This window comes from Kitasatospora sp. NPDC050463 (genome assembly GCF_040655255.1).
Taxonomy (GTDB): Bacteria; Actinomycetota; Actinomycetes; order Streptomycetales; family Streptomycetaceae; genus Kitasatospora.
Genome location: NZ_JBFAJO010000006.1, coordinates 176,831 through 196,027, shown reverse-complemented (window position 1 = coordinate 196,027; position 19,197 = coordinate 176,831). Strand labels below are relative to the sequence as shown.

At 72.5% G+C, this 19,197-nt stretch carries 14 protein-coding genes, 1 other RNA gene and 1 pseudogene; 14 read left to right on the top strand and 2 right to left on the bottom strand.

Annotated elements, in window-relative coordinates; translation table 11 throughout:
- Positions 1-134: 134 nt before the first annotated feature.
- Positions 135-329, bottom strand: coding sequence for a hypothetical protein (locus AB0J08_RS06485; protein WP_360627788.1), 195 nt, complete (start codon positions 327-329; stop codon positions 135-137).
- Between the two features lie 349 nt (positions 330-678).
- On the opposite strand from AB0J08_RS06485, the gene ftsE reads away from it, so the two are divergent.
- From ftsE to AB0J08_RS06445, 8 genes are all read left to right on the top strand, one after another.
- Entirely contained in the window at positions 679-1,368 is a 690-nt protein-coding gene (gene ftsE / locus AB0J08_RS06480) for a cell division ATP-binding protein FtsE (protein ID WP_184919059.1), read from the top strand.
- 60 nt (positions 1,369-1,428) lie between these two features.
- Positions 1,429-2,340: a permease-like cell division protein FtsX gene (gene ftsX / locus AB0J08_RS06475; protein WP_360627785.1), complete on the top strand. Its 912-nt coding sequence runs from the start codon at positions 1,429-1,431 to the stop codon at positions 2,338-2,340.
- A 119-nt stretch (positions 2,341-2,459) separates the two neighbouring features.
- Positions 2,460-3,599 (top strand): S41 family peptidase, encoded by a 1,140-nt coding sequence (locus tag AB0J08_RS06470; protein ID WP_360627782.1) that lies wholly within the window; start codon positions 2,460-2,462, stop codon positions 3,597-3,599.
- 58 nt (positions 3,600-3,657) lie between these two features.
- Positions 3,658-4,134 (top strand): SsrA-binding protein SmpB, encoded by a 477-nt coding sequence (gene smpB / locus AB0J08_RS06465; protein WP_360627779.1) that lies wholly within the window; start codon positions 3,658-3,660, stop codon positions 4,132-4,134.
- A 107-nt stretch (positions 4,135-4,241) separates the two neighbouring features.
- Positions 4,242-4,623, top strand: a transfer-messenger RNA (tmRNA) gene (ssrA, locus tag AB0J08_RS06460).
- Between the two features lie 259 nt (positions 4,624-4,882).
- On the top strand, positions 4,883-7,186 hold the full coding sequence (locus AB0J08_RS06455; protein WP_360627827.1) for a UvrD-helicase domain-containing protein: 2,304 nt from the start codon (positions 4,883-4,885) through the stop codon (positions 7,184-7,186).
- Positions 7,187-7,516: 330 nt separating this feature from the next.
- Positions 7,517-8,989: an NAD-dependent malic enzyme gene (locus AB0J08_RS06450; RefSeq protein WP_360627776.1), complete on the top strand. Its 1,473-nt coding sequence runs from the start codon at positions 7,517-7,519 to the stop codon at positions 8,987-8,989.
- A gap of 505 nt (positions 8,990-9,494) precedes the next feature.
- Entirely contained in the window at positions 9,495-9,776 is a 282-nt protein-coding gene (locus tag AB0J08_RS06445) for an HU family DNA-binding protein (protein WP_030059737.1), read from the top strand.
- Positions 9,777-9,870: 94 nt separating this feature from the next.
- On the opposite strand, the gene murA is transcribed toward AB0J08_RS06445, so the two are convergent.
- Positions 9,871-11,211, bottom strand: a complete 1,341-nt coding sequence (gene murA / locus AB0J08_RS06440) for a UDP-N-acetylglucosamine 1-carboxyvinyltransferase (RefSeq protein WP_360627773.1) — start codon at positions 11,209-11,211, stop codon at positions 9,871-9,873.
- Between the two features lie 407 nt (positions 11,212-11,618).
- Here murA and AB0J08_RS06435 point away from each other — a divergent pair, with 407 nt between their 5' ends.
- The 6 genes and pseudogenes from AB0J08_RS06435 (at position 11,619) to AB0J08_RS06410 (ending at position 19,152) form a co-directional block, all read left to right on the top strand.
- Positions 11,619-12,203 (top strand): YqgE/AlgH family protein, encoded by a 585-nt coding sequence (locus tag AB0J08_RS06435; protein ID WP_360627770.1) that lies wholly within the window; start codon positions 11,619-11,621, stop codon positions 12,201-12,203.
- A gap of 109 nt (positions 12,204-12,312) precedes the next feature.
- Positions 12,313-12,594, top strand: coding sequence for a DUF3039 domain-containing protein (locus AB0J08_RS06430; RefSeq protein WP_329487875.1), 282 nt, complete (start codon positions 12,313-12,315; stop codon positions 12,592-12,594).
- A gap of 192 nt (positions 12,595-12,786) precedes the next feature.
- Positions 12,787-14,397, top strand: a complete 1,611-nt coding sequence (locus tag AB0J08_RS06425; protein ID WP_360627767.1) for a beta-N-acetylhexosaminidase — start codon at positions 12,787-12,789, stop codon at positions 14,395-14,397.
- Between the two features lie 320 nt (positions 14,398-14,717).
- Entirely contained in the window at positions 14,718-15,584 is an 867-nt protein-coding gene (locus tag AB0J08_RS06420; protein WP_360627824.1) for an FAD binding domain-containing protein, read from the top strand.
- Between the two features lie 77 nt (positions 15,585-15,661).
- A pseudogene (locus AB0J08_RS06415) lies at positions 15,662-16,129 on the top strand ((2Fe-2S)-binding protein); the annotation flags it as partial.
- 695 nt (positions 16,130-16,824) lie between these two features.
- Positions 16,825-19,152, top strand: coding sequence for a xanthine dehydrogenase family protein molybdopterin-binding subunit (locus tag AB0J08_RS06410; RefSeq protein ID WP_360627764.1), 2,328 nt, complete (start codon positions 16,825-16,827; stop codon positions 19,150-19,152).
- Positions 19,153-19,197 lie beyond the last annotated feature (45 nt).

Sequence of the window (19,197 nt, the reverse complement as noted above, 5' to 3'; positions counted from 1 at the left end):
GGCTGGTGGTGGCGGCCGTGCTCGCCCTGGGCGCGGGCGCGCTGGCCACCTACGGCATCCCGACGACCCACTCCGCCGCCGTGATCGCCGCGGCCTTCGCACTGCTGTCGGTCGTGCTCGCCGTCGGTGGCGGCTCAGGCCAGCGCCTGCCGGGCGATCAGCGCCACCGCGATCAGCCCGGCCAGCAGGGCAAGCAGCAGGGTGGGGGAGAGCGCGGCGAACGGACCCTGCTGCTCCTGCAGCCGGGCACGGTTGGCGCGGCACACGGGGCAGCGGCCGTCGCTCACGCGGCCGTTGCAGTTGGCGCACACCAGATGGTCGCAGGTCATGCGATCTCCTCCTCGCTGCTACTGCCAACGCACCGGACGGGGCTTTGGTTCCTGTTCTTGCCCTGTGCGGGGGAGCGGCCGACCCCGGCCGCCACCTCCACTCTGCCAGGTTCCGGCCGTTCCGGCCCCCGGGCTGTGAGATGCCTCCCAATTTTCGGGGCATAACCGGACATTGTCTCCCAAGGGTCGGCTTCTGTCCCGGACTGGCCCTGCGAGCCGGTCGCCGGTTCGCGTATGGTCCCAAGCCGGGAGCAGCCCTTTCCGCTCCCTCCGCCCGCCCCTGGGCCGGGCGCCCGGGGTGGATCGACCGAGGACTGGCGCCGCCTAGGATGGCCTCCGTGATGCAGCCGTGATCAGATTCGACAACGTCTCCAAGACCTATCCCAAGCAGAACCGTCCCGCCCTGGACAACGTCTCGCTGGAGATCGAGAAGGGTGAGTTCGTCTTCCTGGTCGGTTCGTCCGGCTCGGGCAAGTCCACCTTCCTGCGGCTGTGCCTGCGCGAGGAGCGCCCCAGCGTCGGCGAGGTGCACGTGCTGGGCAAGGACCTCGGCAAGCTGTCCAACTGGAAGGTGCCGCACATGCGGCGCCAGCTGGGCACCGTCTTCCAGGACTTCCGCCTGCTGCCGAACAAGACGGTCGCACAGAACGTGGCCTTCGCCCTCGAAGTGATCGGCAAGCCCAAGAGCGCCATCAACAAGGTGGTGCCCGAGGTGCTGGACCTGGTCGGCCTCGGCGGCAAGGAGGACCGCATGCCGGGCGAGCTCTCCGGTGGTGAGCAGCAGCGCGTCGCGATCGCCCGCGCGTTCGTGAACCGCCCGATGCTGCTGATCGCGGACGAGCCCACCGGCAACCTCGACCCGCAGAACTCGGTCGGCATCATGAAGCTGCTGGACCGGATCAACCGCACCGGCACCACGGTCCTGATGGCCACGCACGACCAGGCCATCGTCGACCAGATGCGCAAGCGCGTCATCGAGCTCGACAAGGGGCTGCTGGTCCGCGACCAGGCTCGCGGCGTCTACGGGTACCAGCACTGATCCCGTAGGCCGCCGGCCCGTCTCGCCCGACCAGCAACCGACCCTGGAGTTGTTACACGCATGCGCGCCCAGTTCGTCCTGTCGGAGATCGGTGTGGGTCTCCGCCGCAACCTGACGATGACCATCGCGGTCGTCGTCAGCGTCGCGCTCTCCCTCGCCCTCGCCGGTGCCTCCCTGCTGGTCCGTGACCAGGTCAACTCCATGAAGGGGTACTGGTACGACAAGGTCGAGGTGAGCATCTACTTCTGTACGAAGTCGGATGCCCGCAACTCGCCGCAGTGCCAGAGCGGTGCGGCCACCGACCAGCAGATCGCCGAGATCAAGACCCAGCTGGACAAGATGGACTCGGTCGTCCAGTCGTCCACCTTCGAGGACTCCGCCGAGGCGTACAAGCACTGGAAGGAGATGAACCCGGACAACCCGCTCATCTCCGTCCTCGGCCCGGAGGCCATCCCGCAGTCCTGGCGGGTGAAGCTGAAGGACCCGACCAAGTACGACGTCATCCAGAGCGCCTTCGCGGGCAAGCCCGGTGTGAAGTCGGTCGAGGACCAGCGCAAGATCCTGGAGAACCTCTTCGGCCTGCTGAACGGCCTCCAGACGGCGGCCTTCGTGATCATGGTGCTGATGCTCTTCGTCGCGTTGCTGCTGATCGTCAACACCGTCCGGGTGTCGGCGTTCAGCAGGCGGCGTGAAACCGGCATCATGCGCCTGGTCGGTGCCTCGAACTTCTACGTCCAGATGCCGTTCATCGCCGAGGCCGCGTTCGCCGCGCTGCTCGGTGCGGTGATGGCCTCCGGACTGCTGCTCGGCGGCCACTTCTTCGTCCACAGCTGGCTGGCCGACCGGGTGCAGTTCATCCACTTCATCGGGCTCGGCTCGGTGCTGGCGGTGATACCGCTGCTGGTGGTGGTCGGTATGGGCATGGCCGGCATCGCGGCGTTCTTCACGTTGCGCAAGTACCTCAAGGTCTGACCCCGGCCCCGCACGGCCCCGACGGCCCCGGACGGCACTGCGCCGTCCGGGGCCGTCGACGTTTCGCCGTCGGCCGATCCGGCCCACCGCGCTCCGCGCTGCGCCTACACTCCGATGCCATGCCAGAAACTCCGCGCAGAGCACGTCAGGCGGCCACCCTCAGCCTGGTGTTCGGCGCCGTGCTGCTGGCCGGGGCCGCGACCGGCGCCTGGGGAGACCCGCCCGGACCGCGCCGTCACTCCTCCGCCGACGTGGCCCCGGCCGCCGTCGCCACGCTCGCGGCCGGCCAGGACCCGGCCGGCGCGGCCCTCTCCGAGCAGCAGGCCCAGCACCTGATCGGCGCCAACGGCGACCGCTGGGGCGCCTACTACAGCGCGCAGGAGTACGCCGAGTTCAGTCAGGGCCTGGACGGCCGCTACCTCGGGGTGGGCCTGTCGGTCGGCCGCGGCCAGGACGGCGTCACCACCGTCTCCCAGGTGCAGCCGGCCGGCCCGGCCGCCGCCGCCGGGATCGCCGTCGGCGACCGGTTGCTGCTGATCGGTCCGGACCAGGCCGACCACCTGCCGGTCACAGAGGTGGTGGCCCGGCTGCGCGGGCGCGAGGGCGAGCGCCAGGTCGGCTCCGAGGTCACCCTGGCCGTCCGGCGCGGCGACGCAGAGGCCCGCGAGGTCCGGCTGCGGCGGGCCCTGCTGGACAGTCAGCAGGTGGCGGTCGAGCGCCTGGACAAGGGGGTCGTGCGGATCACCGTGCGGGCCTTCACCAGTGGCGTCGCCGAGCAGGTGCGGGCCGCCGTGCACGGCGCCCACGGGGTGGTGCTCGACCTGCGGGGGAACTCCGGCGGGCTGGTCGAGGAGGCCGCCGGGACGGCCGCGGTCTTCCTGGACGGCGGAGCGGTCGGCTCCTACCAGGAGCGCGGCGGGACCCGCGAGCTGACCGCCCCGCCCGGCGGCGACCAGCGCACCCCGCTGGTGGTGCTGGTGGACGGCGGCACCATGAGCGCCGCCGAACTGCTCACCGGCGCTCTGCAGGACCGCAGCCGCGGTGTCGTGGTGGGCGGCCGGACCTTCGGCAAGGGCACCGTCCAGCAGCCCAGCCGGCTGGCCGACGGCGCGGTGCTGGAGCTGACCGTCGGGCGCTACTACACCCCCGCCGGCCGCTCCCCGGAGGGTGTCGGTCTGCTGCCCGACGTGCCCGCGACCGCCGAGGACGCCGGCGCGCTGGCCCTGCGGGTGCTCGCGGGCCTCGGCACCCGGGCCTGAGGCGCGGCGGGTAAAGGGGCTGCTCGGCACCGGGTCGAGGTGCGAGAATGACGACGCTATGGCAAAGGAAACCGGACACAAGCTGATCGCGCAGAACAAGAAGGCGCGACACGAGTACACCATCCTCGACACCTACGAGTGCGGCCTCGTGCTCACCGGCACCGAGGTCAAGTCACTGCGCGAGGGGCGGGCCAACCTGGTCGACGGCTATGCCTACATCCAGAACCACGAGGCGTGGATCGACAACGTCTTCATCCCCGAGTACACGCAGGGGACGTGGACCAATCACGCCGCGCGGCGCAAGCGCAAGCTGCTGCTGCACAGGCTGGAGATCCACAAGATCGAGGCCAAGGTCCGGGACGCGGGCCACACCCTGATCCCGCTCTCGCTGTACTTCAAGGACGGCCGGGTGAAGCTCGAACTGGCACTCGCCGTCGGCAAGAAGCTGTACGACAAGCGCCAGACGCTGCGCGAGAAGCAGGACACCCGTGAGACGGCCCGCGCCGTGGCGGCCGCGCGGCGGCGCCAGAGCTGACCCCGGCCACGTCGGAGTTAATCCGCTGGACCCTCGCAGGCCGCCTCGCGTAGTATGGCGCCAGCACCACGGACGGCCACCGTCCGAGTTGTTTCTCAACAAAACATGGGGATGATCGGTTTCGACAGGGGAAGTCGAAACAGGAGAAGCGAGCCGAGGAACGCGGCAATGATCTCGTTAACCATCTGTCGCAAACAAATAATCGCCAACTCTAAGCGCGATTCCCAGCAGTTCGCTCTCGCTGCCTAATAACAGCTAAGAGTGCTTGGGTGTCAGACCGGGGAGTTCCCGACCCGGATCCTGGCATAATCTAGGGAACTCAACCGTCCACCCGGGCTGCGGGGGTGGAGGGGAAATCAAACAGCAGCTGGGCCTGTTGGCGGCTTGTCCGCGTGACTGCCAGGGCCGAGAAACTCACAGCGGACTGCGCTCGGAGAAGTCCTGAATCCACTCCACTGGACCCGGGTTCGATTCCCGGCATCTCCACCACCCCATGTTGACAATCGAAGGCCGCCCCCCGCTCAGCGGGGGGCGGCCTTCGTGCGTCCCGGCCCTTCCGCCGGTCGCGTCCCGAACCCTCCCCCGCGCCGCAGTCCGGCCCTGGTGCGGCGCGGGGGACAGCCGGGGGCGTAGGATTTTCCGTCCGCTCGTTTCGCCGAGCCGGACCCCATCCATCGCAGGACGTACGTCAGGGGGCTTCTTGGGCGAGCACGGCTCCACCCAGTACTCCGCCGCAACCACCGAGGCCATGCAGAGCAACACGGACACCACCGCCGTCACCGATTCCGAGACCGTCCGCGAGCGCGAGATCGCCGGGGAGCAGCGGCACCTCGACACCGTCTACCACCGCCTGGAGGAGAAGCTCGCCGAGGCCGAGTACATCCTGGAGGACGCCGCCAAGCGCGTGCAGGTCGGAACCCCGGGCGCGCTCGCCGAGCGCGACGCCCAGGTGTACCGGGCCGGCGCGCACCTGCAGCGGCTCAACAACGAGTTCGAGGACTTCCTCTTCGGCCGGATCGACCTCCAGCAGGCCGATGCGCCGGAGGAGCACGGCATTCCCTCCAACACCCCGCTCGACCCGGCCGACCCGGCCGTCGCCGAGACCCTGCACATCGGCCGGCTCGGGGTGCTGGACGCCGAGTACGGCCCGCTGGTGATCGACTGGCGGGCGCCGGCCGCGGCGCCGTTCTACCGCGCCACCCCGCTGGAGCCCGGCCGGGTCGTCCGCCGCCGGGTGATCCGCTCCAAGGGCCGCCGGGTGATCGGGGTCGAGGACGACCTGCTCCGCCCCGACCTCACGCCCACTCTGGCCGGCCACGAGCTTGCCGTGGTCGGTGACGGCGCGCTGATGGCCTCGCTCGGCCGGGCCCGCAGCCACTCGATGCGCGACATCGTCTCGTCCATCCAGAAGGAGCAGGACGAGGTGATCCGGGCCGCCGCGGCCGGGGCCACCCTGGTCACCGGCGGTCCCGGCACCGGCAAGACCGCCGTCGCCCTGCACCGCGCGGCCTTCCTGCTCTACCAGGACCGCCGCCGCTACGCCGGGGGCATCCTGGTGGTCTCCCCGACCCCGTTGCTGGTCTCCTACACCGAGGGCGTGCTGCCCTCCCTCGGTGAGGAGGGGCAGGTCGCGATCCGCGCGGTCGGCTCGCTGGTGGACGGCATCGAGGCGGGCACCTACGACACTCCGGAGGCGGCCCGGATCAAGGGCTCGGCCCGGATGACGCAGCTGCTGCGCCGGGCCGCCCGCGCCGCGCTGGAGCTGGGCGCGCCGCAGGAGCTCAAGGTGGTCGCCCGCGGCGAGGTGCTGCGGCTGGACGCCGGCCGACTGAAGGCCGTCCGCGGCAACGTGATCGGCTCGGGCGGCACCCCGCTGAACCTGCTGCGCCCGCGCGCCCGCAGGCTGCTGCTGGACGCGCTCTGGCAGGAGGCCACCCGGCACCTGCCCAGGCCGACCGACCACTACGCCCGGGAGCAGCGCCAGGAGGAGAAGGAGTCGTTCGACGACTACGTCTCGGACGAGGCGCCGTTCCTGGACTTCCTGGACGCCTGGTGGCCCGCGCTGACCCCGCGCCGGGTGCTCGGCACGCTGAAGCAGAGCCGGCACACCAACCGGATCGCCCGCCGTGCCGTCACCCCGGAGGAGGCCAGGGTGCTGGCCGGTTCCTGGCGGCACCTGTCCGACCGTGGCGAGGGCGAGCTGTCGGCGCACGACGTGGCACTGGTGGACGAACTCCAGGTGCTGCTCGGCGAGCCGGCCCGGACGAGGGTCCGCGAGGTGGACGCGGTGGACCTGCTGAGCGGGCTGGACGAGGTCACCACCTTCGCCGACCGCAACTCCAGACAGCGGGAGCGGGTGCCGGTGGAGCGCACCGAGTACGCGCACATCATCGTGGACGAGGCGCAGGACCTCACCCCGATGCAGTGGCGGCTGATCGGCCGCCGCGCCCGGATGGCCACCTGGACGATCGTCGGCGACCCGGCGCAGTCCTCCTGGCCGTTCCCGCAGGAGGCGCAGGCCGCGTTGGACGAGGTGCTGGCCGGCAAGCCGCGCCGCCGTTACACGCTGACCGTGAACTACCGGAACCCGGCCGAGATCGCCGAGGTGGCGGCCAAGGTGCTGGCGCTGGCCGCTCCGGGCACGCCCTCGCCGAGCGCGGTGCGCCACGTCGGTGTGGAACCGCGCTTCGCGGCCGTCACCGACCCGTCGCCCCGGGCGTTCGGCGCGGCGGCCCGGGCCGAGCTGGAGCGGTTGCTGGCGGAGGTGGACGGCACCGTGGCGGTCGTCGTGCCGATGGACCGCCGGGCCGAGGCAGCCGGGTGGATCGAGGGCCTGGGTGCTCGCGCCGTGGCGCTGGGCAGCCTGGAGGCCAAGGGCCTGGAGTACGACGCGACCGTGGTGGCCGACCCGACCGGGATCGCCGGCGAGTCGGAGGCCGGGCTGCGGGTGCTCTACGTGGCGCTCACCCGGGCGACCCAGCGGCTGACGGTGCTGTCCGGGCCGGACGACCTGCCGGACGCGGCCGGCGTGCCCGCACTGCTACACGGCTGACCGGCCGTCACCGCGCCGGAGTACGAAGAAGGCCCCTCACCACCGGTGAGGGGCCTTCAGACGTTGATGACACCGACCCGCCATGCTCGCCTCGCGGCAAGTGGTCCCTCGAAGGGACGAAGGTTGGGCCCGGGGGCTTGGATCGAGCCGGTGTCCCGTCCAATGTAACGCATCTGCCCGGCGAGGCAAGAAGTTGTCGAGTCCGCACACTCAATGAACGTTATTTCTGGCTTCGCCCTGGTAGGTGCGACGATCGAGGTCTAGCATGCGCAGGCGAAGTGCTTCAACATTCTGTTGAAGCGGCTGACCGGACGGAAGAAGGAAACGTCGATGGCGACGGTGCCCAGTGTCTCCAACTCGATCACGGTGCGGCTGGAGGTCCCGGCCAGGGGCAACGCCGTCAGTGCGATCACCACGGCGGTCGAGTCCTCCGGCGGCTCGGTGACCGGCCTCGACGTCACCGCCTCCGGTCTGGAGGCCCTGCGGATCGACGTGACGGTGGCCGCGTCCTCGGTCGCGCACGGCGAGGAGATCGTCGAGAAGCTCCGCGCGATCGACGGCGTGTCGATCGGCAAGGTCTCGGACCGCACCTTCCTGATGCACCTCGGCGGCAAGATCGAGATGTCCTCGAAGCTCCCGATCCGCAACCGTGACGACCTGAGCATGATCTACACCCCCGGTGTCGCCCGGGTCTGCCTGGCGATCGCCGAGAACCCCGAGGACGCCCGCCGCCTCACCATCAAGCGCAACAGCGTCGCCGTGGTCACCGACGGCTCGGCGGTGCTGGGCCTGGGCAACATCGGCCCGGCCGCCGCGCTGCCGGTGATGGAGGGCAAGGCGGCCCTGTTCAAGCGCTTCGCCGGCATCGACGCCTGGCCGATCTGCCTGGACACCCAGGACACCGACGAGATCGTGGCCATCGTCAAGGCGATCGCCCCCGGCTTCGCCGGCATCAACCTGGAGGACATCTCCGCGCCGCGCTGCTTCGAGATCGAGGCCCGGCTGCGCGAGGCCCTGGACATCCCGGTCTTCCACGACGACCAGCACGGCACCGCGATCGTGGTGCTGGCGGCGCTCACCAACGCGCTCAAGGTGGTCGGCAAGGAGATCGGCGACATCCGGGTGGTGATGTCGGGCGCCGGCGCCGCCGGCACCGCGATCCTCAAGCTGCTGCTGGCGGCCGGTGTCGAGCACGCCACCGTCGCGGACGTCCGGGGCGTGGTCCACCAGGGCCGTGAGGACCTCAACGACTCGCTGCGCTGGATCGCCGAGCACACCAACCGCTCGGGCCGCACCGGCAGCCTCAAGGAGGCCGTGGCGGACGCCGACGTCTTCATCGGCGTCTCGGCCCCGAACGTGCTGGACGGCGACGACCTGGCCAGCATGGCCGAGGACGCGATCGTCTTCGCGCTGGCCAACCCGGACCCGGAGGTCGACCCGGCAATCGCCCGCCAGACCGCCGCGGTGGTCGCCACCGGCCGCAGCGACTTCCCGAACCAGATCAACAACGTCCTGGTCTTCCCGGGCGTCTTCCGCGGCCTGCTGGACGCCCAGAGCCGGACGGTCAACACCGAGATGATGATCGCCGCCGCCCGGGCGCTGGCCACCACCGTCGCGGACGACGAGCTGAACGCCAACTACATCATCCCGAGCGTCTTCCACAAGGACGTCGCCAAGACGGTGGCCGCCGCCGTCCGGGACGCCGCGCTGGCGGGCGCCCAGGAGGACCAGGCGCCGTCCCGGCCGACCCCGGGCATCGTCGGCACGCTCGACACCTCGTCCTTCCCCGTCTTCAAGCTCTGACGGCGGTACGTGACAGGTGTCGCGGATCGGTCAAATGACCGATTAGCGTCCTTACCCGCCCAAGGCCGCCCCGAACCCTTGCGACACAAGGGCGAGGGGCGTGTTTGGGCTTGTCGGGCCTAGGGCGTACGGTAGCCCTGCACGGGGCAGGCGTGTCCGACAAGTACGGAACGTCCCCCTGGTCTTCCGGCGCGTCGTCCCGACCGCCGCCCGCGCCCGGTCCGCCGGAGCCGACGGAGCGTCACACCTCCGGCGGGCGGGCGTTGTTCGGGGGGCACGGTCGGGGCCCGATTGGCTTTCTCGGGGCCGGTCGGGGCAGGATTCGTATCCAGGCAGGCAGACGGGCCTTCGACGGCACCAACGGCGGCACGGGGTTCGAACCCGCCCGCGACCACGCATTGCCTGAATGAGCACAGTGTGCGGACCTGCGGCCTATCCGGGTGCCCCCGGAGGGAGCACCGATGGGCCCCCGTACACCGCAAGCGAACAGACCACAGGAGTACACATGAACCGCAGTGAGCTGGTGGCCGCGCTGTCCGAGCGCGCCGAGGTGACCCGCAAGGACGCCGACGCCGTTCTGGCCGCCTTCGCCGAGATCGTCGGCGAGGTCGTCGCCAAGGGCGACGAGAAGGTCACCATCCCCGGTTTCCTGACCTTCGAGCGCACCCACCGCGCTGCCCGCACCGCCCGCAACCCGCAGACCGGTGAGCCGATCCAGATCGCGGCCGGCTACAGCGCCAAGGTGAGCGCGGGCTCCAAGCTCAAGGAAGCCGCCAAGGGCGCCTGAGCAACCCCTTGAACGCCGAGAGGCCGGGTTCCCTTCGGGGAGCCCGGCCTCTCGCCGTGCGGCTGGGCTCCCCGAAGGGAACCCGGCCGCACGGTCAGGCGGTGACCAGTCGCTCGCTGGGCAGCTCGACGTGGGCGCCGAGGTCGCGCAGCTTCTCCATGAAGTTCTCGTAACCGCGGTTGATCAGGTCGATGCCGTGCACGGTCGAGGTGCCCTCGGCCGCCAGCGCCGCGATCAGGTACGAGAAGCCGCCGCGCAGGTCCGGGATGACCAGCTCGGAGCCGATCAGCTTGGACGGGCCGGAGACGACCGCGGAGTGCAGGAAGTTGCGGGCGCCGAAGCGGCACGGGGTGGCGCCCAGGCACTCGCGGTAGAGCTGGATGTGGGCACCCATCTGGTTCAGCGCCCCGGTGAAGCCCAGCCGCGACTCGTACACCGTCTCGTGCACGATGGACAGGCCGGTCGCCTGGGTCAGCGCGACGACCAGTGGCTGCTGCCAGTCGGTCTGGAAGCCGGGGTGCACGTCGGTCTCCAGGGCGATCGCCTTGAGCTCGCCGCCCGGGTGCCAGAACCGGATGCCCTCGTCGTCCACCTCGAAGGCGCCACCGACCTTCCGGAAGGTGTTGAGGAAGGTCATCATCTCCAGCTGGCGGGCGCCGCGGACGTAGATGTCGCCCCTGGTGGCAAGCGCCGCGCAGGCCCAGGAGGCGGACTCCAGACGGTCCGGCAGGGCGCGGTGGTTGTAGCCGGAGAGCTCGTCCACACCGGTGATCAGGATGGTCCGGTCGGTGCCCATGGTGATGATCGCGCCCATCTTCTGCAGCACGCAGATGAGGTCGACGATCTCCGGCTCGACGGCCGCGTTGCGCAGCTCGGTGACGCCCTCGCACAGGACGGCGGTGAGCAGCACCTGCTCGGTCGCGCCGACCGACGGGTAGGGCAGCTCGATCCGGGTGCCGCGCAGGCGCTGCGGGGCCACCAGGTAGGTGCCCTGCGGGTGCTTCTCGATGCTGGCACCGAACTGGCGCAGCACCTCGAAGTGGAAGTCGACCGGGCGGCCGCCGATGTCGCAGCCGCCGAGGCCGGGGATGAAGGCGTGGCCGAGGCGGTGCAGCAGCGGGCCGCAGAAGAGGATCGGGATGCGCGAGGAGCCGGCGTGCGCGTCGATGTCGGCGACGTTGGCGCTCTCCACGTGGGACGGGTCGAGGATCAGCTCGCCCTCCTCGTCGCCGGTGCGCACGGTCACCCCGTGCAGCTGGAGCAGACCGCGGACCACCTTGACGTCGCGGATGTCCGGGACGTTGCGCAGTCTGCTGGGGCCCTGCCCGAGGAGGGCGGCGACCATGGCCTTGGGGACCAGGTTCTTCGCACCGCGGACGCGGATCTCGCCTTCGAGCGGGTTTCCGCCGTGGACCAGCAGGACGTCGTCGGTCATCGTTCTCGCAATCCGGGGTGCCAGAGGAGTGGGTGCGGCTCCGGGGAGGGAACCGGGCGGTGGACCGGTCGTACGGGCGCGCTCGGGCCCCCGGTGTGACCGAGTCGGCACCGTATAAGGGCGTCCACCATCAGTAGATGGTAGTAGGCGTATCGGTGGTTCCCGTGTGCCTCTCCCGTGATGGTGCTCTCTCGGGGTGGCGTTCCGCCCGCCGATACGTCCGTACGGGTGTTCGTGCGGGTGTCGGGACGGTGTCGGTGCGGGTTCCGGTGCGGCGCCCGCGGGGGTGTCGGTGGGGGTGTCGGGACGGGTGTCGGTGGAGGTGTTCGCGTCGGGTGGTGAAGCTTCGTCGGCGGGCTTCGCGTCGAGGTGTCCGGCCCCGGTGGTTCTGCGGGATCATGTGAGACATGACGGCGGCCCATACGCGCGGAGGCCGGTCGCACACCGGCCGACTGCTCGTCGCGACTCCCGTGCTCACCGACCCGAACTTCGCCCGGGCGGTGGTGCTCCTCCTCGACCACGACGCCGAGGGGGCGCTCGGTGTCGTCCTCAACCGGCCGACGCCGGTGGAGGTGGGCAGCGTACTGGACGGCTGGGGCGGCCTGGTCGGCCACCCGGCCGTGGTGTTCCAGGGCGGCCCGGTGGCGCTGGACTCGGCGCTCGGCCTGGCGGTGGCACCGGGGGAGCCGGAGAACGTCGAGCCGCTCGGCTGGCGACGGGTGCACGGGGCGATCGGCCTGGTGGACCTGGAGGCGCCGCCCGAGGTGCTGGCCGGCGAGCTCGGAGGCCTGCGGATCTTCGCCGGGTACGCGGGCTGGTCGCCGGGGCAGTTGGAGTCGGAGCTCGGCAGCGGCGCCTGGTACCTGGTCGACTGCGAGCCGGGGGACATCTCCAGCCCCGAGCCCGAGCGGCTCTGGCGCGCCGTACTGCGCCGCCAGCGCGGCCCGTTGGCGCTGCTGGCGACGTACCCGGACGACCCCACGCTGAACTGACCGTCGAAGCGGTCGGGGGCCCGCCCGCGAGCACCCCGCCGGCCCGGTGGGCGGCGCCGCCGGCCGGACACTGGCCCGGTTTCCCGGGGCGCCCATAGACTTGGCACCCATGAGCACTCTTGAGCCCGAGCGCGGCCTCGGCACCGGCACCCTGGTCGAGCCCGTCCCGCAGGTGTCCCACGGGGACGGCGACCACGAGCGCTTCGCGCACTATGTCCAGAAGGACAAGATCATGGAGAGCGCGCTCTCGGGGTCTCCCGTGGTGGCGCTCTGCGGCAAGGTCTGGGTACCCGGACGCGACCCGAAGAAGTACCCGGTCTGCCCGATGTGCAAGGAGATCTACGACGGCATCGGCAAGCCGCAGGACGGCAAGGGCGGCGACGACAAGTAGCCCGGTCCGGGCCGGACGGCTCCGCCCGGCGCGGTTGAGCACGGGGCGGTTCCGCACGGCGCCGCTCGCCACCGCTGCGTTCTGCGCCGCTGCGTTCCGCACCGCGCCGTTTTGCACCGCACCGTTTTGCACTGTGCCGCATTGCGCGGAGTGGTCTATGCCAGTTCGCCCGCCCGGGGGCAGGATGGCGGAATGGACCTCATTCCCGCCCCCTTGAGTTCCGTCCGCCTCCAGGACCAGGACTTCCCCCTCGACCGCAGCACCACCCTGACCGCGCCGCCGGCGCTGGCCGGCGCCGAGCGGTGGCTGCGCACCGCGCTGACCGCCGCCACCGGACTGCCGCTCGGCCCGGGGCGGTCCGGCGAGGGCATCGAACTGGTCCACGACGAGACGCTGGCCGGTGAGGCGTACCGGCTCTCGGTGCGCCCCGGCCGCGTCGTGGTCACCGCCGGCGGCCCGGCCGGCGCGCTCTGGGGTGCCCAGACCCTGCGCCGGCTGCTCGGCCCGGACGCCTACCGCCGGGCCCCGCTGCGCGCCACCGGGTGGGTACTGCCCGGCGTCGACATCGAGGACGCCCCCCGCTTCGGCTGGCGCGGCGCGCTGCTGGACGTCGCCCGGCACTTCCTGCCCAAGGCCGACGTCCTGCGCTTCATCGACCAGCTCTCCGCGCACAAGCTCAACGTGCTCCATCTGCACCTGACCGACGACCAGGGCTGGCGGGTGGAGATCAAGCGCTACCCGAAGCTCACCGAGCTGGCCTCCTGGCGCGAGCGCTCGATGGTCGGCTACCGGTCCGGCCAGCGCCGCGACGACCGCCCGCACGGCGGCTTCTACACCCAGGACGACCTGCGCGAGATCGTCGCGTACGCCGCCGAACGGGCGATCACCGTCGTACCGGAGATCGACCTGCCGGGGCACTCCCAGGCCGCCATCTCCGCATACCCCGAACTGGGCAACACCGACGTGGTGGACACCGCGGCCCTGGGCGTGTGGACCGACTGGGGGGTGAGCCACAACGTGCTCAACCCCTCCGAGGGCACCGTCCGCTTCTTCGAGGGGGTGCTGGAGGAGGTCCTGGAGCTCTTCCCGTCCGAGTTCGTCCACCTGGGCGGCGACGAGTGCCCGAAGGAGCAGTGGAAGGACAGCGCCGCGGCCCAGGAGCGGATCCGGGAGCTCGGCCTGAGCAACGAGGACGAGCTGCAGAGCTGGGTGATCCGGCACTTCGACCGCTGGCTGGCCGAGCGCGGGCGCCGTCTGATCGGCTGGGACGAGATCCTGGAGGGCGGACTCGCGCCCGGTGCGGCGGTGTCCTCCTGGCGTGGTTACGGGGGCGGGATCGCCGCCGCGCAGGCCGGGCACGACGTGGTGATGTGCCCCGAGCAGCACGTCTACCTGGACCACCGGCAGGCCCCGGGGGCGGAGGAGCCGATCCCGGTCGGCTTCGTCCGCACGCTGGAGGACGTGTACCGCTTCGAGCCGGTGCCGGCGCAGCTCGACGAGGTCGCGGCCCGCCGGGTGATCGGCACCCAGGCCAATCTGTGGAGCGAGTTCATGGACAGCGCCCGGGACGTCGACTACCGGGCCTTCCCCCGGCTGGCGGCCTTCTCGGAGGTGGCCTGGTCGGCGCTGCCCACGGATCCGGCCGAGCGCGACTACGCGGGCTTCGAGCGCCGGATGGAGTCCCACCGGGCCGTCCTGGACGCGCTCGGCGTCGAGTACCGGCCGGTCGACGGTCCGCACCCCTGGCAGCGCCGCCCCGGGGTGGCCGGCCGCCCGATCGAGGGCCCGCCGCCGGCACTCTGACCGGGACCGGCGCCCGGTCGCGACAGCGCCCGGGAACTTCTGAGTGGTCATCCGACGTCAAGAACAGATGAACATCTGCTCCGGTCCGACCCGGGCCGGAGCAGATACCGCCCGGTATCCGTCCCAATCGGGCAGTTCCGTTCGCCCGTCCCGAAATGATCATCGAGCATTGTGTGCCAGAGTTGCCCAACCCGGCCCGATCGCCCGTACCCTACGGGCCAGGCCGGGCTGCCGACGCGGACACCCCGGCCGAGGGCCGCGGGCGGCAGGCGATCGATGAGCAAGTGGAGCACGGTGGGACCCAGGTGAACCGGACGATCATGCTGCCGGCCTCCCTCGACGAGGCCGTCGACGCGCTGGCCGCCACCCCGGCCGCGGTGCCGGTGGCCGGCGCCACCGACCTGATGGAGGCCGTCAACGCCGGGCGGTTGCGCCCGGCCGCCCTGATCGGCCTCGGCCGGATCACCGAACTGCGCGGCTGGCGCTACGAGGACGGCGGCACCGCCGTCCTCGGCGCCGGACTCACCCACGCCCGGATGGACCGCCCCGACTTCGCGGCCCTGATCCCCGCCCTCGCCGACGCCGCCCGGACCGCGGGCCCCCCGCAGGTCCGCAACGTCGGCACCCTGGGCGGCAACATCGTCACCGCCTCCCCGGCCGGCGACACCCTCCCGGTGCTGGCCGCGCTGGAAGCCACCGCGACCCTCGCCCGGGCCGGCGCCACCCGCGAGGTCCCGGTCAGCCACCTGCTCACCGGCCTCGACCCGCTGCGCCCCGGTGAACTGCTCACCTGGGTGCGCGTCCCGCTGCTGCACGCCCCGCAGGTCTTCCTCAAGGCCACCGGACGCAGCGGCCCGGCCCGCGCCACCGCCTCCGTCGCGCTCGTCCTCGACCCCGCCCGGCGCGCCGTGCGCTGCGCCGTCGGTGCCGTCGCCCCCGTGCCGCTGCGCCCGCTGGAGGCCGAGGCCTGGGTGGCGGGCTGCATCGACTGGGACGGCAGCCGCGAGATCGACCCCACCGCGACGGCCGCCTTCGGCGAGTACGTGGCCGCCGCCTGCGTACCCGACAGCTACGGCGCCGAGGGCGCCTGGGAGGCCGTGACCGAGGGGCCGAGCGCGGCCGCCGTTCGGCTGCGGCGTACCGTATCGGTGCTGGCCCGCCGGGCACTGGGAAGGGCGCTGAAGTGACCACTGACCCCATCGGAACCCTCGACGTCGGCCCGCTCGACCACGCGCCGCAGGTGAGTCGCGAGCTGCGCCCCTGCGCCTCGTACACGCTGCGGGTCAACGGTTTCGAACGGCCCGTCACCGACGCCTGGATCGGCGAGAGCCTGCTCTACGTGCTGCGCGAGCGGCTCGGACTGGCCGGCGCCAAGGACGGCTGCGAGCAGGGCGAGTGCGGTGCCTGCTCGGTCCAGGTGGACGGCCAGCTGGTCGCCGGCTGCCTGGTGCCCGCCGCGCTGGCCGCGGACAGCGAGATCAACACCGTCGAGGGCCTGTCGGCCGGCGGCGGCGCCAGCGAGGTCCAGCAGGCGCTGGCCGAGTCCGGCGCGGTCCAGTGCGGCTACTGCACGCCCGGCATGGCGATGGCCGTGCACGACCTCCTCCAGCGCAACCACCGGCCCACCGAGGTCGAGGCCCGGCAGGCGCTCTGCGGCAACCTCTGCCGCTGCACCGGCTACCGGGGCGTGCTGGCCGCGGTGCAGAGCGTCGCCGACGCCCGCGCACACGAGGCCGAGGAGGCGGAGGAGGCGCACGCGGCCGCCGCCGAGGCGCCCGCTCCGGCCGGCGAGACCCCCGAGGCCGGGGCACCGGTGCCGCCGCCGGCGCACGAGCAGGCCGCCGAGCTGCCGGTCTACACCGACGCCGACGCCTGGATCGAGCACGTCCCGCAGCCGCCGGCCGAGGAGCCCCCGGCCACCGGCGGGACGGGCCTGACCGTCGGCCTGCCGTACGGCACCCCCGACGGCCAGGGCGGCTACGACACCGGCGTGTACGACACCGCGGTCCTCCCGCTCGTCCCGGGCATCCCCGCCCAGGGCGGCGAGGGACAGGGCTACTACCCGCCGCAGGGCTACCCCGAGCAGCAGCCGTACCAGGGCGCCCCCGAGCACGGCGGCTACCTGCCCGGCTACCCGGACGGGGGCTACCCGCCGCAGTCCGGCTACGACACCTCGCCGTACGACGGCCCGGTCTACGAGCCGACCCCCGCGCACGGCATCCCCGTACCCGGCAACGGTTTCGACGGCGCGGCCTTCGAAGGCCCGGCCTTCGCCGGGGCCGGCTTCGACGGCACGCCCGCCCACGGCACGCCGTACGTCCCCACGCCCCCGCACGGGGTCCCGGTCGAGGGCGCCGCCCCCGCCGGCGTCCCGTACGGCGCCACCCCCGCCCACGGCATCCGGCTCCCCGAGGACGACCACGCATCATGACGTCGCCTACCGACATCGGCGCAGCACCCCAGCAGGACGGTGACGAGGGCGGCGCACGGGAGCCGTTCGGGCTGGGCAGCTCCCCGCTGCGCAGCGACGCCCTGCCGAAGGCACTCGGCATCTACCCGTACGCCGCCGACCTCTGGGCCGAGGGCCTGCTCTGGGGCGCGGTACTGCGCTCGCCGCACCCGCACGCCCGCATCAAGGGCATCGACACCTCGGCCGCGCTCGCCCTGCCGGGCGTGCACGCGGTGGTCACCTCCGCGGACCTGCCGGCCGGCCCGGACGGCACCCCCGACGGCGCCCCGGCCGGGCCGATCGTCGCCGACCGGCCGATCCTGGCCGCGGGCGTGGTGCGCCACCACGGCGAGCCGGTCGCCGCGGTCGCCGCCGACCACCCCGACACCGCCCGGCTGGCGGTCGGTCTGATCACCGTCGAGTACGAGCCCCTGGAGGCGGTGACCGACCCCGAGCAGGCCTTCACCGCCGGCCCGCTGCACCCGGACGGCAACCTCTTCCGGCACCTGCCGCTGCGCACCGGTGACCCCGACGCGGCCGGCGAGGTCATCGTCGAGGGCCTCTACCAGGTCGGCCGCCAGGACCCGGCGCCGCTCGGTGCCGAGGCGGGCCTGGCCGTGCCGCGCCCGGACGGCGGGGTCGAACTGCACCTGTCGTCCACCGACCCGCACGGCGACCGCGACCGCACCGCCGCCTGCCTCGGCCTGGAGCCGGACCGGGTCCGGCTGGTGGTCACCGGCGTGCCCGGCGCGACCTCGGACCGCGAGGACCTCTCCTTCCAGGTCACCCTGGCGCTGCTGGCGCTGCGCACCGGCCGCCCGGTGAAGATGACCCTCACCCGCGAGGAGTCGTTCCACACCCACACCTCCCGCCACCCGGCGCTGCTGCGCTACCGTCACCACGCCGACGCCGAGGGCAGGCTGGTCAAGGTGGAGGCGCAGATCCTGCTGGACGGAGGGGCCTACGCCGACGTCTCGGCCGAGGCGCTGGCCGCCGCCACCGCCTTCTCGGTCGGCCCCTACGTCTGCCCGAACGTCTTCGTGGACGCCTGGGCGGTGCGCACCAACAACCCGCCGGCCGGTCGGATGCGCGGCGAGGGCGCCCTGCAGGCCTGCTTCGCCTACGAGTCGCAGCTGGACCAGCTGGCCGCCCGGGTCGGGGTGGACCCGCTGGAGATCCGCCGGCGCAACGCGATGGCGACCGGCGACCCGATGCCCACCGGACAGGCCGTCACCTGCCCCGCGCCGGTGGCCGCACTGCTGGACGCCCTCGCCGAAGAGCCGCTGCCGGCGCTGCCGGTGGACGATCCGGACGCCGAGTGGCTGCTGCCGGGCGGGCCCGGCGGCGCCGGCGACCCGGCGGCCGTGCGGCGCGGGATCGGCTACGCCGTCGGCATGGTGCACATGCTGGGCGCCGAGGGCGAGGACGAGGTCTCCACCGCGACGGTGCGGGTCAGCGGTGACCACGCCACGGTGATCTGCGCGGCCGTCGACTCCGGCCAGGGCTTCGCCACCCTGGCCCGGCAGATCGTGCAGTCGGTGCTGGGGGTGGGCGAGGTCTACATCGCGCCGGCCGACAGCGACCAGTCGATCGCCGGGCCCGCCGCCCGCGGCCGGCACACCTGGGTCTCCGGCGGCGCGGTCGAGCGGGCCGCGCTGATGGTCCGCCACCAGCTGCTCCAGCCGATCGCCGCCAACTTCGGGATGTCGGTGGAGCTGCTGCAGATCTCCGACGGCAAGATCACCTCCTACGACGGCGTGCTCGGCATGCCGGTCGCCGAGGCGCTGGAGGGCAAGGAGCTCTGGGCCACCGCGCAGTGCCGTCCGCACCCGACCGAGCCGCTGGACGAGGCCGGACACGGTGACGCCTTCGTCTCCATCGCGTTCTGCGCGATGCGCGCGGTGGTGGACGTGGACATCGAGCTGGGCGCGGTGCGGGTGGTGGACGTGACGGTGGCCCAGGACGTCGGCCGGGCGCTCAACCCGCGCCAGATCGAGGACCGGATCGAGGCGGGGGTGGCCCAGGGGGTCGGCCTGGCCCTGTTGGAGGACCTGCGCACCGAGGGCGGCCTGCTGCAGAACCCCTCGCTCACCGGTTACCGCCTGCCGACCGCCCTGGACACCCCCGAGGTCCGGATCGCCGCCCTGGTCGAGGAGCGCGACGTGGTCGCCACCTTCGGCGCCAAGGCGGTCAGCGCGGCTCCCGCGGTGGTGGCCCCGGCCGCCGTCGCGGCCGCCGTCCGGGCCGCGACCGGCCTGCCCGTCGGGCGGCTGCCGATCCGGCCCGAGGACGCGGTGACGGCCTGACGGCTGCGCGACACACGGTGTTACTCAGGGTGATGGGCGCACTGG

Excerpts from the sequence above, each read along its gene's own strand:
- AB0J08_RS06425 (WP_360627767.1), top strand. The coding sequence starts at position 12,787 with ATGGACCTCATTCCCGCCCCCTTGAGTTCCGTCCGCCTCCAGGACCAG.
- AB0J08_RS06410 (WP_360627764.1), top strand. The coding sequence starts at position 16,825 with ATGACGTCGCCTACCGACATCGGCGCAGCACCCCAGCAGGACGGTGAC.
- AB0J08_RS06435 (WP_360627770.1), top strand. The coding sequence starts at position 11,619 with ATGACGGCGGCCCATACGCGCGGAGGCCGGTCGCACACCGGCCGACTG.
- AB0J08_RS06430 (WP_329487875.1), top strand. The coding sequence starts at position 12,313 with ATGAGCACTCTTGAGCCCGAGCGCGGCCTCGGCACCGGCACCCTGGTC.
- murA (WP_360627773.1), bottom strand. The coding sequence starts at position 11,211 with ATGACCGACGACGTCCTGCTGGTCCACGGCGGAAACCCGCTCGAAGGC.
- smpB (WP_360627779.1), top strand. The coding sequence starts at position 3,658 with ATGGCAAAGGAAACCGGACACAAGCTGATCGCGCAGAACAAGAAGGCG.
- AB0J08_RS06470 (WP_360627782.1), top strand. The coding sequence starts at position 2,460 with ATGCCAGAAACTCCGCGCAGAGCACGTCAGGCGGCCACCCTCAGCCTG.
- AB0J08_RS06450 (WP_360627776.1), top strand. The coding sequence starts at position 7,517 with ATGGCGACGGTGCCCAGTGTCTCCAACTCGATCACGGTGCGGCTGGAG.
- AB0J08_RS06445 (WP_030059737.1), top strand. The coding sequence starts at position 9,495 with ATGAACCGCAGTGAGCTGGTGGCCGCGCTGTCCGAGCGCGCCGAGGTG.
- AB0J08_RS06485 (WP_360627788.1), bottom strand. The coding sequence starts at position 329 with ATGACCTGCGACCATCTGGTGTGCGCCAACTGCAACGGCCGCGTGAGC.
- ftsX (WP_360627785.1), top strand. The coding sequence starts at position 1,429 with ATGCGCGCCCAGTTCGTCCTGTCGGAGATCGGTGTGGGTCTCCGCCGC.
- AB0J08_RS06420 (WP_360627824.1), top strand. The coding sequence starts at position 14,718 with ATGCTGCCGGCCTCCCTCGACGAGGCCGTCGACGCGCTGGCCGCCACC.
- AB0J08_RS06455 (WP_360627827.1), top strand. The coding sequence starts at position 4,883 with ATGCAGAGCAACACGGACACCACCGCCGTCACCGATTCCGAGACCGTC.